Source organism: Synechococcus sp. MIT S9507 (assembly GCF_047304715.1).
GTDB lineage: Bacteria > Cyanobacteriota > Cyanobacteriia > PCC-6307 > Cyanobiaceae > Synechococcus_C.
In genome coordinates this window covers 1,052,200-1,067,396 of sequence record NZ_CP138970.1, presented here as the reverse complement: position 1 = coordinate 1,067,396, position 15,197 = coordinate 1,052,200, and the positions used below count along the sequence as shown (strand labels likewise).

Genomic DNA, 15,197 nt, shown 5'->3' with positions numbered 1-15,197 from the left:
GATCAGTGCAGCCCTTCTTGCTCCGCGAGCTCCCGCAGGGCCTCAATCTGCCATTTTCGGCATTCAGCTGGGGACGCCCGGTAGTACTGAGCCCATGCCGCAGCTTTGTGCTGGGAGTAGTCAGCTGTGTTCTGTTCCGGATGGCGATTTTTCCATCCGACTCTCACGGCGTGGCCTATCACCACATCGAGGGCGATGTCATCGTCGAACCGTATGTGGGGATTGGCCGTTGCAAAGGCCATCAGTGACAGCAGGCTTTCAGTGCAGAGCTGCCGGTATTCCGGAGCCCCAATGCGGCTGAGCAGATGCTCCACCTGAATGGCGAAATTGCGTTCCCCAGGAGTTTTCTCCAGAAGCAGAGCGCTGGTCAGTCGGTTTCTGCGCTCCAGCTTGTCGCCGATCACCAGCCCACGGCAGTGGTGGAGCAGCGACCAGACACCGGCATAGAACTCCCTGGGCACCTGCTGCAGGGAGCCAAGCCGGATCCGGTGCTGCAGCCAGTCGCTGCCGCTGGGGCTTTGATCCAGGGGTTCGGGGATGTTCCACTGCACCTTGCCGCTCAGGTGCAACAGTTCACGACGCTGCAGGGCGGCTCTGGCATGGTCGACGTCGGCCAGCACCCTGCGCAGGCGCAGGGTGATGCGGTGAGGAGGCTCGTCGCAGAGGGCTTCGAAGGCTTCGTCCTGGCTGCACTGTTGTTCAGCGGCCAGTTCTGAGGTCAGCAACAGCAGCAGCTGGCCGAGCTGGAAGGTCAGAGAGCCTCTGATCATGCTCGGTTCACGCCTGGCGATTCCGTCCAAAGCCAGCAACAACTCCTGCTGGAGCATCCGTTCGCGTCCGTCATTGCCGCACGTGCGGTCGATCAGGGTGGCGATCGACTGGCTTGAGACAGGACTGGTCAGTCGTGAGTCGCTGCTGTAATTACGTCCGATCACCACCTGCTTCTGGCGGCTCAGCAGGTCTGTCAGAGCATCCTCAAGCTGAGGATGGATCAGACCCATCGCACCGGCACAGCGCCTGGCCACGTTCCAGTCCTCCTGGCTGAGGCCGCGGCGGTAGATCTCCTCCAGCAGTGTGGACAGCTCAACAGGAGTGCCTTTGGGTCCGCTGAGGATGGCCTGCTGACCCAGTCGTTGCGTCAACAGTTCCAGCACTTCCGCCTGTTCCCGCAGTGAATGACTGCTCCACAGCCTCTGGCGCAGCTCTTCCAATGGAATGTCATCCAGTTCCTGCTCCTGGGCTGCGGTGAGGTCGCTCAGATCGGTGGAGGCCTGCAGCAGTTCAGCTGCCTGTTGTCCGTCGTCTGGCTGTTTGGTGTTTTTGCTTTCGTCCGGGAGCATTAACCACTGGGCTTTGCTGGCCAGGGCTCCCAGATCAGCAAAATCCACCCCAACGCCCTCAATGCTGCCGCTCTGCAGGCGTTGGGTGAGGTCCAGCAGAAGCGTTTCATTTCTTTCCAGCAGAGCGGCCTGCACGGGAATCAGCAGCAGGGGTGCTCCCTGGCCCTGCCAATGGCGTTGCAGCAGGTGCAGCTCGTTGACGATGCTTTCGACCAGCTGCCTTGGGTCATGGCTGAGAAAGAACGTGCCCTCCTCCAGCACTGCAGGCAGAAATGCCAGGTTCTGTCCGCCCTGGCTATAGAGGCGAGCGGTGACTGCTGTCTCCGGGCGTAGTGGTGGATGGCCGCTGAGACCGAGGGCGATGTCGGCACCAACGTTCGTCAGCCGTTCTCGCAGCTCTTCTGACGCCAGCACCGGCAGGTCCTCGGATGCGGGATCGCTTACAGGCAACCCCAGGTTCCTCAGCTGTCGCGCCACAGCGTCATTCTCCGGGACCAGCGACACCAGCACCGTGTCGCTTCCCAGCCTGGCGGGCAGTCGCCGGCCGCAGGGGTCAAGATCCTCGGCTGTGATCAGTCCATCCAGGAGCATCTCTCCAATCCAGGCCAGGCTCTGGGTCCAGAGCAACGGCACGTTGTCGTTGGCGACGCGCCGCTGACTCCCGGGCGCACGCCGTTCCAGTTCCAGCTGTTCAGCGGGCACGAGGTAAAGCTCCGGGAACAGTCGTTCTCCATCGCATTCCACCTGCAGTGCCTGCAGACGTTCACGCCACAGTTTGGCCTCGTCCCAGCGCTGCTCGAAACAGGCGGTGACCAGTTCGTAGGCGAGGAACAGCGGCCACTCCGATTCGATGCCTTCAAAGGTGGCCAGCTCTTCTCGCTCGTAGTGCAGCCGGGTGATGTCTTCCACCACCGTCTGATGCCCATCCCTGCGAAAGCGCTTGTAGCCATATGGACCTCCCAGTTCGCGTCGGATCCGCCTCGTGGTGCGCTCCACCAGCGCCCGATCCTCCACCGCCCAGGCTGGATAGCCGATCACCGAGAGGCAGGCGCTGTCAACCTCCTTGCTCGCTGACTCACGCGGCAGCAGCCCTGTCAGGGCTCGCCTCAGACGCACCACCGCACCGTGTGGGATCAGCACCTGCATGCTTCCGTTTCCGTGGGAAGCGAACAGGTCGATCCCGTCCAGTGCTTCCAGCGCGGCCTTGGCCATTCCGATCGAACTGGCGTTGCGTTCCGGCAGTCCGTGATTGCCCTTGTCACCCCGTTCCCAGATGCCGTAATCGGCAACCCGGTAGGCCCTGGCCACGTAATACACCAGGTTCTGGATGAAAGATGCTTCGTGGCGGTTATGGACAACGGCCAGGCCGCTGCAGCTCAGTTGGGCGAGCTGCAACAGAAACAGTGATGTGGCATCCAGCTGCAGATGCCCCCATCCATCATCCGGAACCACCGGTGCTCCGCTGGCACTGTCGTACTTCGCATGCAGGGCATCCAGTGGATCGAGGCTGCTTTTGAACCGCTCCACTTTTTCCGCCTGACGCATCATGGCGTTCAGCAATCCGCGCATCAGGTCGACGACGCGTTGTTCGAGCTCCCAGCAGCGTTGACAGGCTCCTTGCTGGCGTCGGTGTGCGATGGCCAGACCCCAGACGCACTGGATTGAATAGATGCAGTCGCGGACCCAGGCATCACCGTAATTGCCATGCACGGTGTGGGCCGTGCTGGCAGGCAGCAGACCACTGACTGGGTTCTGTCGTTGCAGCACCACCCGCTCGATGGAGTGGTCAAGCTGAATCAGTCGCTGCGCCCGGAGTTGATCCTCTTCACGGGTCGGATGCGACAGAACCATGGTGTCTTACGCGACCGGATCTAGATTCTCTCGCGCAGCGGACACGCGGATGGAAGCACTGACAACGGGTCCGCGCGATCAACGTCGTTGCCACGTTCTCGGTGTACCCGTTGATGCCTGCAGGGATGTGACGGCCGCGGCGATCGGCCTGCATGCCGAGGCTGGAGGTCAGATCGTCACCCTGAATGCAGAAATGACGATGCTGGCCCGCCGCAACGCTGATCTGGGTGCTGTGATCCGAGCCGCCGATCTGGTGGTCCCGGATGGAGCGGGAGTGGTCTGGGCCCTCGCTCGCCAGGGCATCATGGTGCAACGCAGTCCAGGAATCGAGCTGGCCTGGTCTTTGCTCAAATACGCGGAAGCCCATGGCTGGCGCGTGGCACTGGTCGGGGCGTCTCCGGAAGTGATGGAAAGATTGTCTGATCGCCTTGCTCAGCAGAGTCCAGCTCTGCAGCTGGTGTTCGTGGAACACGGATATCAGGATGCCGGTGTCTGGCCGGAGCTTGAAGCGAGGTTGCGGCGACTCAGCCCGGATCTGGTGCTTGTTGCTCTTGGAGTGCCCCTCCAGGAGATCTGGATCCAGAGAATGCGTGATCGGCTCCCTGGTCTCTGGATGGGAGTCGGTGGCAGCTTTGATGTCTGGTCAGGTCTGAAACAACGTGCACCCGGCTGGGCAAGTCGATTGCAGATTGAGTGGCTTTACCGGCTGCTGCAGGATCCAAAACGCTGGAAGCGTTATCTCGCTCTGCCTCAGTTCGCCTGGTCCGTACTGCGCCACGGCGAACGACAGCGCTAGACGCTTCAGCGGAAACCCACGGAGGCCTGCCAGACGAAGGCCAGCAACAGGAAAAACAGAGGAATGATGGGGAGGATGTCGATCAGTGGACCGAAAGCCTGGTAAGCCTCTGGAAGTTGGGCCAGCAGATCGAGGGAGAAAGCAGCCATCCCGGCGGAACACGGTCAATGGGCGGACGCTACCACGTGTGGTGAGCTGGGGAGTGCTCTTCCCAGGGAGCGAAATCCTCTGAAAAACAGCTGTCTCTGATCGCCTTGCCCATGGCGGTGGTGAAGCGGATCAGGTGGGTGAGGTTGTGCAGGCTGAGCAGTGTCAGGCCCAGCAGCTCATCACTGCGAATCAGATGGTGCAGATAGGAGCGGCTGTGCCGTCGGCAGGCCTGGCATGGACAGGTCGGATCCAGCGGCGAGTGGTCGTGGCGGAAACGGGCATTGCGCAGATTCCAGCGCTCACCACCCACAAGGGCCGTGCCGTGTCTGCCCAGCCGTGTCGGCAGCACGCAGTCGAACAGATCGATGCCGTTGGCGACAGCAATACTCATTTCCCTCAAAGTGCCGATCCCCATCAGATAACGGGGCCGATCGTCCGGCAGCAGTGGGGTGACCTGGCGCACGATCCGGTGCATGTCTTCAACGGGCTCGCCAACGCTCACTCCTCCGATGGCGACTCCCGGCAGATCAAAGCCTGCGACCGCCCTGGCACTGGCATCACGCAGATGCGGGAAGCAGCCTCCCTGCACAATGCCGAACAGGGCCTGATCGGGCTTCTGATGAGCACTCACACAGCGCTCGAGCCAGGCGTGGGTCCGACGACTGGCTTCCTCCACATCGTTCTCGGTTGCGGGATAAGGGGGGCATTGATCGAAGGCCATGGCCACGTCCGCCCCCAGTGCCATCTGGATCTGCATGGATCGCTCCGGGGTGAGCAGGATGCGGCTTCCATTGCGTGGATTGCGGAAATCCACACCCTGGTCATCGATGCGATTGAGATCTCCCAGGCTGAAGACCTGAAATCCGCCGGAATCGGTGAGCATTGGTCCGTTCCAGCCCATGAACCGATGCAGTCCGCCTGCAGCCTCAACGATGGTTTCGCCGGGTTGCAGATGCAGGTGATAGGTGTTGGACAGCACCATCTGGGCGCCGGTGGTTGCCAACTGGTCCGTGCTGATCCCCTTCACGGTGGCCAGAGTGCCAACCGGCATGAATCGCGGGGTGTCCACGACCCCATGCGGGGTGGAGAATCTGCCGCAGCGCGCAGTCGTGTGCGAGCAGCGAGCGCTGATCCTGAAGTCGAACACGCGCACCTCCCCCCGACCTCTGACCCTACGGTGAGTGGATTCCCTGATCTGCGCTGCTCTGCGGTCTGACTCTCCTCCCTGGTTGCGTGATCTCGCCGGTGCCTGGGTGTTTTATTCGGTGCTGCCTGGCTGGCCATGGCCAGCACCGCGCTTCGAGCGCATTGCCCGTTTCGCTCCCTGGATCGGAGCCGTGATCGGAGGTCTGATGGCAGTCCTGTGGCTGCTGCTCAGTGCTCTGAACTGGCCATCCGAGGCGATCGCAGCTGCGGCCCTGGCCCTTGGACTCTGGCTCACAGGTGGACTCCATCTGGACGGACTGATGGATACGGCTGATGGCCTAGCTGCCGGGAGCAGTCGCTGTCTGGAGGCGATGGATGACAGCCGAGTCGGGGCCAGTGGTGTTCAAGCGGCGTTCGTTGTGCTGCTGCTCCAGTTTTCAGCGCTAGTCCAGCTGGATGGGTTCGCTCCAGCAGCCCTGGTGATGGCCTCGATCTTCGCGAGAGTCTCGCCGCTTTGGGCCATGGGCCGCTTCTGTTACTTACGGAAACAGGACACCGGAACGGCGGCGTTCCACCGCAGCAACTGGTGTGGTTGGAGTGAAGGCCATCCGAGCTTCTTGTTACTGCTTTTGACAGGGCTGCTGGTGTGGGGGCTGCAGCATCAGCTGCTGATGGCCTGGGCCGCTGTTGCCTTGCTTGGCAGTGCGGCGGCACTGCTACCGGCTGAGTGGCTGGGCCGGCGTCTTGGAGGGCATACCGGCGACAGCTACGGCGCAACCTTGATGATCTGCGAAACACTCACCCTGCTTGGTTTGGCGTTGATTGTTCCCTCTCTGTTGCCGGTAACCTGAGCAGAAACGCATTCCCCTGCGCAGGCAGATCCACGTTCAGTGTTTTGGGTTCGGTGTGGAGGTTGAGAGAGCCGCCTCGGCTTTCCGCCAGGCGGCGGGCCAGGGAAAGCCCCAGTCCAGAGCCCGGTCGGTCAATGCTGCTGCTTCCACGTTCTCCCTGCTGGAAAATGCGCCCGTGCTCCTCGGCGGGAATGCTCGGGCCTGCATCCCAGACGCAGATGGCATGGTTCAGAAGCTGGAGGCCCAGTGCGCATCCAGGCGGGCTGTAGCGGAAGGCGTTTTCCAGCAGGTTGGCAACGATTTCAGCCATCACGGCGTCGGCTGCCGGGCGGGCGGCCTGGGTCCAGGCCGCCCACTGGTCTGGGCCATGCCATGGCCTGTTTTGCAGGGTTGCCGTGGCAGAAGCCCTCTGGATCAGAGGATTGAGCAGATCCGCGATGGTTAGGTCAGGAGCATCCACGGGAACGGGTGGCAGCAGCAGAGGTGTGGATGCATCAGCCTCCAACCTGAGCTCGCCCCTGCCGATCCGGTCCAGTGACTGGAGATAGCGATCGAGTTGATCCTGTTCCTGAATCAGGCTTTCCACCAACGAGCGCTGCTGATCGTCCGGGCCAATCCGACGCAGCAGCAGCTGGGCATAGGTGCGCAGAGCGGTCAGCGGATTGCGCAGCTGATGCACCACCAGGTTGAGCTGCTGGCGTTGCTCATCCAGCTGGTGATGAAGCTTTCGCTGATTCTGTTCAAGACCGAGAATGCAGGCCAGCGTTTCCGCGCAGATCTGCAGGCGAGGGTCATGGTCTGCGGGTCTGCCTGGAAGGGGTCGTTGCTCGGCACGAAGCACGCCCAGAAGCAGGCTTTCGTGTCTCAGGGGGTACCAGCGACGCTCCTGAGCAACGCTGCGCAGGCTGGGGTCTTCAGTGATGGCCGGTGGCAGCGCTGAGTCGAGTGGCCACTGGGCCACAAGCGTCAGGGTGGGGGTGGATCCCTGGTCGCGATCGGTGACGTACAGGGCAAGACGTGCCATGGCCGTATCGTCCGCCAGAGATTGCAGCTGCTGCTGCGCCAGCTCCAGAAAACGGTCGGACGGTTGCATCAGCCGGACTGCATCACGGAATACAGACGGTCTCGCGATAGAGCATCTGAACTGCTTGCCAAATTGGGAAAAAGTCTTAAGATCGGAGATGCGACAGTTAGCACGGCCTTTGGGAGGCCGGGCTCCTTCGTTGCTCCGATTGAGGTTGCACAATCCGTGCCACCAAGGTTACAGCAGAGGTTGATCCATCCCTGTTGACGTCGACATCTCGTCGTTGTGAGCAATGGAGTGTGTCTTAATTGCGAGCCGGCCTTTCCGGATTTCCGCAGTCCGAACGTTGATGTCCTGAACGATCCGCTTGCGGATCCATCTGGGTATCGCGCAACCAACGGCTCAGTCCACCAGTTCCCTCCAGTCCACCTCTCAGCTCCCGTCTGCGGGAGGCAACCCTATGTCTAAGAAGCGCAAGCGGATTAGCCGCCGCCGTCTTGCCGGTCAGCGTGTGCTGGCCCATGTCCCGACATTTCATCTGGAAACCGGAGAACACAAACCGGTCACCGCGGCTCGCCGCTTTATTGCTGAAGGCTGTCTCAATCCCCCAGCACTGCTGAATGTGCGGCGTAACGAGCACACCACCGACCGCTTTTTCTGGGGCGAAAAGGGCCTGTTCAGTGCTCAGTACGCCGAGGAGAATCACTTTCTCTTCCCATCGCTGCGCACCATCGTCGACAGCGTCGGCGAAGAGGTGATCTTTGAAGGCCTGGAGCTTTCCTCCGACGACTGGGAGGAGATGGAAGAGTACGAATACGCCTTCGTCTGATAGCAGTGCAGTGAAGTCCTGGCTGGTTTACCCCAGCCAGGACCTGATGGCTTCCCCCATTGCTGTCTGAGCTTCAGCCGGAATGGTGTGTCCACCGGCGAAGGTTTTGAGCTCGCAGTGGTTTGAATCTCCAGACAACAGTTCACGCAGCTTCTCCGCTGCGGCAGCGGGAACAACGTCGTCATCGAGGCCGTGCAGCAGCAGCACCGGGGGTCGTGTATGTGGAGGTTGCCAGCCCGGATGGGGGTAGCCGCTGCAACTGATCACTCCTGCCAGTGGCATGTCGCAACCCACGTGCAGGGCCATGGCACCTCCCTGGGAGAAACCGATCAGAACAGTTCTTGAGAGAGGAATGGTCTCCAGATCAAGTGCCTCAATGCGCCCGCGCAGCTGTTGCGTGGCCGATGGCACGGCCTGCCAGTTCGCTGGGAACAGGCCATACCACTGGCGCCCCTGGCCTCCAGGGTGAGGTTCGGGGGCCTGCAGTCCAATGCATTCCGCGGGGAGGCTGGAGAGTGCTGCCAGTCCATCGCCGAGGGGTAGGAGATCCTCGGCATCGGCCCCCCAGCCATGCAGAAGCACCAGACGAATCCGTCCCGGTTCCAGACCGGCATGAATCACTGAATCAGGCATCAGCTTGTAGACCTGCTGCTGCGTAGGTTGGCCGAAGGTCTTCTTCCTGTCCTGCTGCCATGGCTCCCATTGCGCTGCTGAGCGTGTCCGACAAGCGCGGACTGGTGCCTCTCGCTGAGGCCTTGCATCACCGCTACGGCTATCAATTGCTCTCGAGCGGTGGGACAGCCAAGGCCCTCAGGGAAGCGGGTCTGCCTGTCACCCCAGTGGCAGATCACACCGGAGCGCCGGAGATTCTTGGCGGGCGTGTCAAGACGCTGCATCCTCATATTCACGGCGGCATCCTGGCGCGGCGTGGCGATGCCAGCCATGAAGCCGATCTGGTCGCCCATGACATCGCACCGATCGATGTTGTGGTCGTCAATCTCTATCCATTTCGGGAAACGGTGGCTGACCCCGAGGTGAGCTGGGAGACCGCAATCGAGAACATCGATATCGGTGGTCCGACCATGGTGCGATCAGCTGCCAAGAACCACGCGCACGTTGCTGTTCTGACCGCCCCGGATCAGTACAACCGCTTTTTGGCTGAGCTGGATGCTTCAGGGGGGGCACCCAAGGATGCCGTGCGGCGTCAGCTTGCCGTGGAAGCTTTCGCTCATACGGCTGCTTACGACGCTGCGATCACCCGATGGATGCAGGCCAGGCCGGAGCTGAGTGGCGCAGATGATCCAACTGCAGCCGATCTCCCCTGGCTTGAGGCCTTGCCTTTGCGTCAGCGCTTGCGATATGGAGAAAACCCCCATCAACACGCCAGCTGGTACAGCGCTGCCAAAGCAGGCTGGGGCGGAGCAATCCAGCTGCAAGGCAAAGAGCTCAGCACCAACAATCTGCTGGATCTGGAGGCCGCTCTGGCAACGGTCCGGGAATTCGGATACGGCGCCAGTGGCAGCCACCCCGCCAGTCGTGCTGCGGCTGTTGTGGTGAAACACACCAACCCCTGCGGGGTGGCGATCGGGGATGGCACTGCAGCCGCACTGAACCGGGCTCTGGATGCGGATCGTGTCAGCGCCTTCGGAGGCATCGTGGCTTTGAACGGCTGTGTTGATGCAACGGCTGCCCGTGAACTCACGAGCCTTTTCCTGGAATGTGTCGTTGCGCCTGCGTTTGCACCAGAAGCACGGGAGATCCTCGCTGCCAAAGCCAATTTGCGCTTGCTTGAACTCGCTCCTGCAGCGATTGACGGCGCTGGCCGCGACCACGTGCGCAGCATTCTTGGTGGAGTTCTCGTGCAGGATCTTGATGATCAGCCAGTGAGTCCGGATGACTGGACTGTGGCAACCGAGCGAATTCCCACAGACAGTGAGCGCGAAGATCTCTGTTTTGCCTGGCAGTTGGTTCGTCATGTTCGCTCCAATGCGATCGTCGTTGCCAGGGATGGCCAGAGCCTCGGGGTTGGAGCCGGCCAGATGAACAGGGTGGGTTCAGCTCAGATTGCTCTCGAGGCGGCTGGTGATCACAGCAGAGGAGCTGTGCTCGCCAGTGACGGGTTTTTTCCTTTCGACGACACCGTCCGCCTGGCTGCAGAACACGGAATTACTGCTGTCATTCACCCCGGCGGCAGCAAGCGTGATGGGGATTCAATCCAGGCCTGCAACGAACTTGGCTTGTCCATGCTTCTGACCGGTCGTCGTCACTTTCTGCACTGAGCATCTCAGCAGACAGGAGGTCAAAAGCGTCCACGCCCTGATGGCTGCAGTTTTAATCTTCAGCCAGTCATGTGATTTTTGATGCCGGAGTCACTCTCTTTTGGTCTCAACTTCGTTCATCCGCTGATGATGTGGGCGTTGCTGGCTGCGGGCGGTTACGCCATGTACCTCGGAATCAAGGCCAAAAAGGTGCGCACGGGGACATCGGAGCAGCGCAAGGCTCTGATCAAAGGAAAATACGCTCAGAGGCACTATCTCTGGGGCAGCGCCCTGATGGCTGTGATGGTTTTTGGGACGCTTGGTGGACTGGCAGTGACCTATCTGAACAATGGCAAGTTGTTTTTAGGTCCACATCTATTGGTCGGCCTTGTCATGACTGGAATGATTGCAGCAGCTTCAGCTCTTTCACCCTTGATGCAACGTGGCAACCTTGTGGCGCGTAAGGCTCACGTAGGACTGAACATGGGAATGCTCACACTGTTTCTCTGGCAGGCCGTCAGCGGTATGCAAATCATGAACCGAATCTGGCTCAATCATTGAGGTCAGCGAAAACCGTTGCTGTCATTAGCGATAAAAATCTTCCTTCGTCAGAGGAGTTTTTCTGTCGTTATTTTTAACGTAAAAGAATACTGTCGTCGCCACAGCCAGAAGAGGAACTGCTGTTAGCAACAAAATTGCAATTGCCGTATAGTCTTGATACATAGAGCCATAAGGTTATGCTTTGATTATACATTAACCAAAGAATGTATAGTTTGCAAATCAGGCAAGTTACTAATGATGCGCGAGCTGGCTGATTCCGGCTTTTGGGTCGTCAAGAGAAACTTTGTTCTTGATCAATACTTGGGGCTTCTTGGAGGACTCAGCGTTGTTTTGCCTGATTTCGACCTTCTCGGTACATCGCGAGATCATGTTTGGCAGACCAGTAAGCACTGAGTTGTTCGCAGGTTTTGTATTGCATCCAGTTAGCCTCCGCTGCAACGACTCGCGCGTGTAGAGCTCTTTCGGTTTTGGTCTCAAACCGAATGGTTCCCTGATCCAAGGGAGCGTTAATGAAATAATCCCAATTCGGTTCAACCATTGATTGCTTGAAACTAATTAATATTGGCGAGTGCTTCTTAGTAAGCTCATTCATTGTTTATAGGCAGAAGAGTAATCTGTTGCTTGGACTTCTGCAAATTGACGTAGCAAAAGCCCTTTTGATTGCTGGCTGCGTGTAGTTCTAGTTGCTTTATTAAATGTAACTTTTACTCCAGCTCATAAGGCCGAATTGAGTGGTGCCCTTACGGGTGGATCCGGCAGGTGTTCGTTGGCAGGTTGCGATCGGATGCATCCCGTTTTTTATCCAGGCTGTCATAGAATTCTGTTCAATTGAATGATGTCCAGATGTTGAAGCCCTTTTTGATATCTCTGTTGTATTTAATCAGTTGTGCTTTGGCTTTGTTTCAGGCATCGCGCGAGTCAACTCCGCAACCGATCGGACTCCTGATCGTCGCCATGGTGATGACTCCTGTTTTAGTCAGCATTATTGCTGGACTTCCGGTGAATTGTATGTCTTTTCAGAGCAAACAAATTGATTGACGTTCGCAGGTTTTGAGAGAGTTTGGTTATAAACGTCTTTGATTTGTTTCAACCAAATTTAGGATAGTGAGCCATTTTTTGATGAATCTGTAAATGTTACTGTGCTGTTTCTTCTAGTATCGTCTTGCACCATGCTTCCAGTCGATCCTGTGTTTTTTCAGATTCGTTATCTTCATCAATCGGAAGTCCGCAAAACATGCCATTGATCATGCTTTTTGAATCATCGAAAATATAATCTTCGCCTGAGACGTGTCCAATTGATTTGCCACCCGCTTTTTGAAAAGCTGTATAGAGCTCTTCCATCGCATCACAGAAAAATTTACTGAACGCGGCTGAATCTCCAAGGCCAACAATGGCTACTGGTTTTCCTGAGCAATTAAGTGTTGGAATCTGTTCGATGTGCTCATCCCAGACTGTTCCTGACCTCTTAACGTCAGATCCTGTATTCCAGGTGGGTGTGCAGCAGATCAATGCTTCACAAGTTTCAATATCCTTGATGTCCTGAAAATCACTGAGTTCTTTAAGCTCAGAATCTGGCAAAAGCTGGTCGAGCCTCTCAGCGATATCTTCAGTGTGACCGGTCGCTGATGCAAAGACAATTGTAAATTTCATAGAGAAACCTATCAGTTCTATTTTTTCTCGCCCTGAGGCTCCGATCAAATAGTATTTAACAATCTATTGTCGCTTAGTATACGGTGTAAATCTTGTTCGGTGTGCCATTTAATCAGCCTCAAGCCCGTTGAATAATTCCTGATGTACAGCGAAAGTATGGTAGAGCGATGTCGCGTTTTCAGGTTGCAACTTTATTCCATCACATGTGTAAGCGATGGAACAAACTAAATTTCCTTGCCAAGCGATGTTGTCATCACTTTCATTTTCTGACCAGGCCATCATTGCTTTGAACTGCTCAGGTAAGTGAGAGCCAATCTTTTCGCAAGCCTTACATAACCGATACAAGGCAGGTGGCTTGGATGGCATTGACAATGCCTTTTTCAGGCTGAGTTCATTGAACACACCGATATATCGTATGTATTCAATGATTTCGCTTTCAATGTCGGTGAGGTCAGCTCGGTTGATGGCTTGATCGATCTCGTCGGGTTTGAGAGTTGGCCTTGTGTTGGATTTTGCGGTGTTCATGGATCGATCTGCATGAGTGCATTGCGTCTGACCAAGAGCTTTATGGGCCGTAAAGAACCGACTCAGATTTTTTCTGATGTCTCTGCAAAGTTGATCGTTGAAGTGATGTTTTGCTTGATGAAGCTTTAATTGGCATTAGCTGCTGATTTTCAGCCAAAAGCTTGGCTTCAGCTTTGCTTGGCAATTAATATCTTCGATCATTTTTTGTGCACTTGTGTGGACAACAACGCTGATGTCTTGGGTTGTATCGTGAATCTTCCAGAGGCCGATTCGAATTTCTGACCTTGCACAGGTCACCTGCCATGCGTCAGGTGTAGGCGCTCCAATCTGCTTGACAGTGATTTTTGTCCAATAAGAGTCGCGGCGATCTCCAGGCGTTAATGTATAAGCAATAGACCCGTCTTCTTTTTTTACTTTTTCAAAATTCAGCTCCAGAAGCTGCTGATCCCATTCAGCCATGATTATTAACCATTGCTCACTAATCTTAGTCGCCAATGCGTTGATTCATGCATCTTATTTGTCTGTCGCGAGGTCCAATGATCACACCTAATTCTTGGGCGATTGTGTTGCTTTTAAGGGCAAAACAATTTTGTCGAAGTTCGACTTTTGCTCGATCGGGATTTGTTTTGTAATTTTTTTTATTCTAGCAATAGGCTCTAAAAATAATTTTTTCTGACAATTGGTCCCTTGGTGGGCTCGCCAAGAATGACTTGGAATCAATTTATTCGTCAGCAGCGGGAGCCGGCTTTTTGTCAGCGGCCGGAGCGGCTTTCTTATCAGCAGGGGGAGCCGGCTTTTTGTCAGCGGCCGGAGCGGCTTTCTTATCAGCAGGGGGAGCCGGCTTTTTGTCAGCGGCCGGAGCGGCTTTCTTATCAGCAGGGGGAGCCGGCTTTTTGTCAGCGGCCGGAGCGGCTTTCTTATCAGCAGCGGGAGCTGGCTTTTTGTCAGCGGCCGGAGCGGCTTTCTTATCAGCAGCGGGAGCTGGCTTTTTGCCTGCGGCCGGAGCGGGTTTCTTCTCTGCAGCGGGAGCCGGCTTTTTGCCTGCGGCAGCAGCGGGTTTCTTCTCTGCAGCTGCCGGTTTTTTGGGTTTCAGCTTGGAGGTGTCAAGATTCTTCTCGCCGAAGGCTTTGTATCCGAGAAAGATCAGGCCGCCCAGCACTGGAATGGAAGTGATGCCGCCCACTGCGATCTCGAACCCTGACAATGCCATGGCGGAATAGGCAATAAAAAGAAAACATAACACACCACCATTTTCATGATTTGCAACAAATCTGATGGGATGAGTTGGTTGATTTCATGATTGATCTTGAGTGTTGTTGTGTGGCTCTTTTCTTGCTCAAGTACTTGCTGCTGTGATGAATCTCTCGCCTGATGATATGGACGGGTAGGTTGTTTTTTATGAACGATGGAATTGACTTGATGTGTTGATTCGGAATGTTTCTTGTTCAGTTTTGAGGCAAGTGGCAAGTCCGATCTGGAGGGGTTGAATCTCCAGCGCAAGCTGTGATTATTGACATTGCTTCTGATCTTCGGGCAACTGTCAGAACGCTGCTCTTCGCCGAGGAGGGCAGCTCAGTTCATGGGTTGCATGGAAATCTTCCTGAACTTTCCACGTCAGTCTGCGTGAAATCTGTCGCACGATCTGGCGGAGAAGGTGGTCGCCACTGGACTGAACCAAGCCATCGGGAAGCATGGTGATCACCCGTGGAAGTGCGATCCAGATCGTTAGATCAAGAGTCCAGCTGACCCAGGTCAGCTCATGCTCCTTGGTGTTTTCAGGGAGGTCAACAAGATTCAGATTGGCCTGGAAATCAACGTCATACAACTTGGCTAGAGCAGGATCATGGTCTGGAAGAGCGACCGTCTCGATGGCGTAGCTCCTCTCCTGGCGTGGCAGCAGTCGGAGGCCGATGGTTGGTTCCACTTCGAATCCGAAATTTCCAAATCGTCCGAGTGTCAGTGCATAGGCCTGGGGATCGAGAGCTTCGACATCCATGGGTGCCGCACATCTGCAAAACCACCCCTGGTGTTGGTCCAAATACGTTGAAATCGTGGAAGGATCCGCCCTCATTTCCATGCGGTCACTGAAGTGACTGCGGTAGCAACGCACATGTGGATCAACGTCCTCTTGATGGCGCAGGGCTTTGTCGGATGGTCTCGACAAGAGCAGAACTGACGAGCCCCGATCAGGGGAGGTGCTGTTATCTATCAATTTA

Annotated in this window: 16 protein-coding genes; 5 read left to right on the top strand and 11 right to left on the bottom strand. The window is 56.7% G+C overall.

What is annotated here, in order from left to right; genetic code table 11:
- Window positions 1–2: 2 nt before the first annotated feature.
- On the bottom strand, window positions 3–3,191 hold the full coding sequence (locus SIB83_RS05775; protein WP_413747025.1) for a glycoside hydrolase family 15 protein: 3,189 nt from the start codon (window positions 3,189–3,191) through the stop codon (window positions 3–5).
- 49 nt (window positions 3,192–3,240) lie between these two features.
- On the opposite strand from SIB83_RS05775, the gene SIB83_RS05770 reads away from it, so the two are divergent.
- A complete protein-coding gene (locus SIB83_RS05770) occupies window positions 3,241–3,987 on the top strand; it encodes a WecB/TagA/CpsF family glycosyltransferase (RefSeq protein WP_413747024.1) in 747 nt (248 codons plus the stop codon).
- Between the two features lie 5 nt (window positions 3,988–3,992).
- Here the strand turns inward: SIB83_RS05770 and SIB83_RS05765 are convergent, their stop codons facing one another.
- Together SIB83_RS05765 and tgt are read right to left on the bottom strand one after the other, a co-directional pair.
- Window positions 3,993–4,136, bottom strand: a complete 144-nt coding sequence (locus SIB83_RS05765; protein WP_066904771.1) for a photosystem II reaction center protein K — start codon at window positions 4,134–4,136, stop codon at window positions 3,993–3,995.
- Between the two features lie 29 nt (window positions 4,137–4,165).
- Window positions 4,166–5,284, bottom strand: coding sequence for a tRNA guanosine(34) transglycosylase Tgt (tgt, locus tag SIB83_RS05760; protein ID WP_413404107.1), 1,119 nt, complete (start codon window positions 5,282–5,284; stop codon window positions 4,166–4,168).
- 34 nt (window positions 5,285–5,318) lie between these two features.
- Between tgt and SIB83_RS05755 the strand changes: the two genes are divergently transcribed.
- A complete protein-coding gene (locus SIB83_RS05755) occupies window positions 5,319–6,134 on the top strand; it encodes an adenosylcobinamide-GDP ribazoletransferase (RefSeq protein ID WP_413747023.1) in 816 nt (271 codons plus the stop codon).
- Here SIB83_RS05755 and SIB83_RS05750 read toward each other — a convergent pair.
- Entirely contained in the window at window positions 6,082–7,227 is a 1,146-nt protein-coding gene (locus tag SIB83_RS05750; protein ID WP_413747022.1) for a sensor histidine kinase, read from the bottom strand. The genes SIB83_RS05755 and SIB83_RS05750 overlap by 53 nt on opposite strands.
- 391 nt (window positions 7,228–7,618) lie before the next feature.
- Here SIB83_RS05750 and SIB83_RS05745 point away from each other — a divergent pair, with 391 nt between their 5' ends.
- Window positions 7,619–7,987: a DUF3155 domain-containing protein gene (locus tag SIB83_RS05745; protein ID WP_413404101.1), complete on the top strand. Its 369-nt coding sequence runs from the start codon at window positions 7,619–7,621 to the stop codon at window positions 7,985–7,987.
- 27 nt (window positions 7,988–8,014) lie between these two features.
- Here the strand turns inward: SIB83_RS05745 and SIB83_RS05740 are convergent, their stop codons facing one another.
- Entirely contained in the window at window positions 8,015–8,620 is a 606-nt protein-coding gene (locus SIB83_RS05740) for an alpha/beta hydrolase (RefSeq protein ID WP_413747021.1), read from the bottom strand.
- A gap of 59 nt (window positions 8,621–8,679) precedes the next feature.
- Between SIB83_RS05740 and purH the strand changes: the two genes are divergently transcribed.
- Window positions 8,680–10,266: a bifunctional phosphoribosylaminoimidazolecarboxamide formyltransferase/IMP cyclohydrolase gene (gene purH, locus SIB83_RS05735; RefSeq protein WP_413747020.1), complete on the top strand. Its 1,587-nt coding sequence runs from the start codon at window positions 8,680–8,682 to the stop codon at window positions 10,264–10,266.
- Window positions 10,267–10,347: 81 nt separating this feature from the next.
- A complete protein-coding gene (locus SIB83_RS05730) occupies window positions 10,348–10,806 on the top strand; it encodes a DUF4079 domain-containing protein (protein WP_413747019.1) in 459 nt (152 codons plus the stop codon).
- Window positions 10,807–11,940: 1,134 nt separating this feature from the next.
- Here the strand turns inward: SIB83_RS05730 and fldA are convergent.
- The 6 genes from fldA to SIB83_RS05700 form a co-directional block, all read right to left on the bottom strand.
- Window positions 11,941–12,504 (bottom strand): flavodoxin FldA, encoded by a 564-nt coding sequence (gene fldA, locus SIB83_RS05725; RefSeq protein ID WP_413404094.1) that lies wholly within the window; start codon window positions 12,502–12,504, stop codon window positions 11,941–11,943.
- Between the two features lie 60 nt (window positions 12,505–12,564).
- Window positions 12,565–12,981 carry a hypothetical protein gene (locus tag SIB83_RS05720; RefSeq protein WP_413747018.1) on the bottom strand — a complete coding sequence of 139 codons (417 nt, stop codon included), beginning with the start codon at window positions 12,979–12,981 and terminating at the stop codon, window positions 12,565–12,567.
- Between the two features lie 135 nt (window positions 12,982–13,116).
- Window positions 13,117–13,440, bottom strand: coding sequence for a hypothetical protein (locus SIB83_RS05715; protein ID WP_413747017.1), 324 nt, complete (start codon window positions 13,438–13,440; stop codon window positions 13,117–13,119).
- 262 nt (window positions 13,441–13,702) lie between these two features.
- Window positions 13,703–14,164, bottom strand: a complete 462-nt coding sequence (locus SIB83_RS05710; RefSeq protein ID WP_413747016.1) for a hypothetical protein — start codon at window positions 14,162–14,164, stop codon at window positions 13,703–13,705.
- Window positions 14,125–14,448: a hypothetical protein gene (locus tag SIB83_RS05705; protein WP_413747015.1), complete on the bottom strand. Its 324-nt coding sequence runs from the start codon at window positions 14,446–14,448 to the stop codon at window positions 14,125–14,127. The genes SIB83_RS05710 and SIB83_RS05705 overlap by 40 nt, the downstream gene beginning before the upstream one ends.
- A 73-nt stretch (window positions 14,449–14,521) precedes the next feature.
- Window positions 14,522–15,193, bottom strand: coding sequence for a DUF1997 domain-containing protein (locus SIB83_RS05700; RefSeq protein ID WP_413747014.1), 672 nt, complete (start codon window positions 15,191–15,193; stop codon window positions 14,522–14,524).
- Window positions 15,194–15,197: the final 4 nt, after the last annotated feature.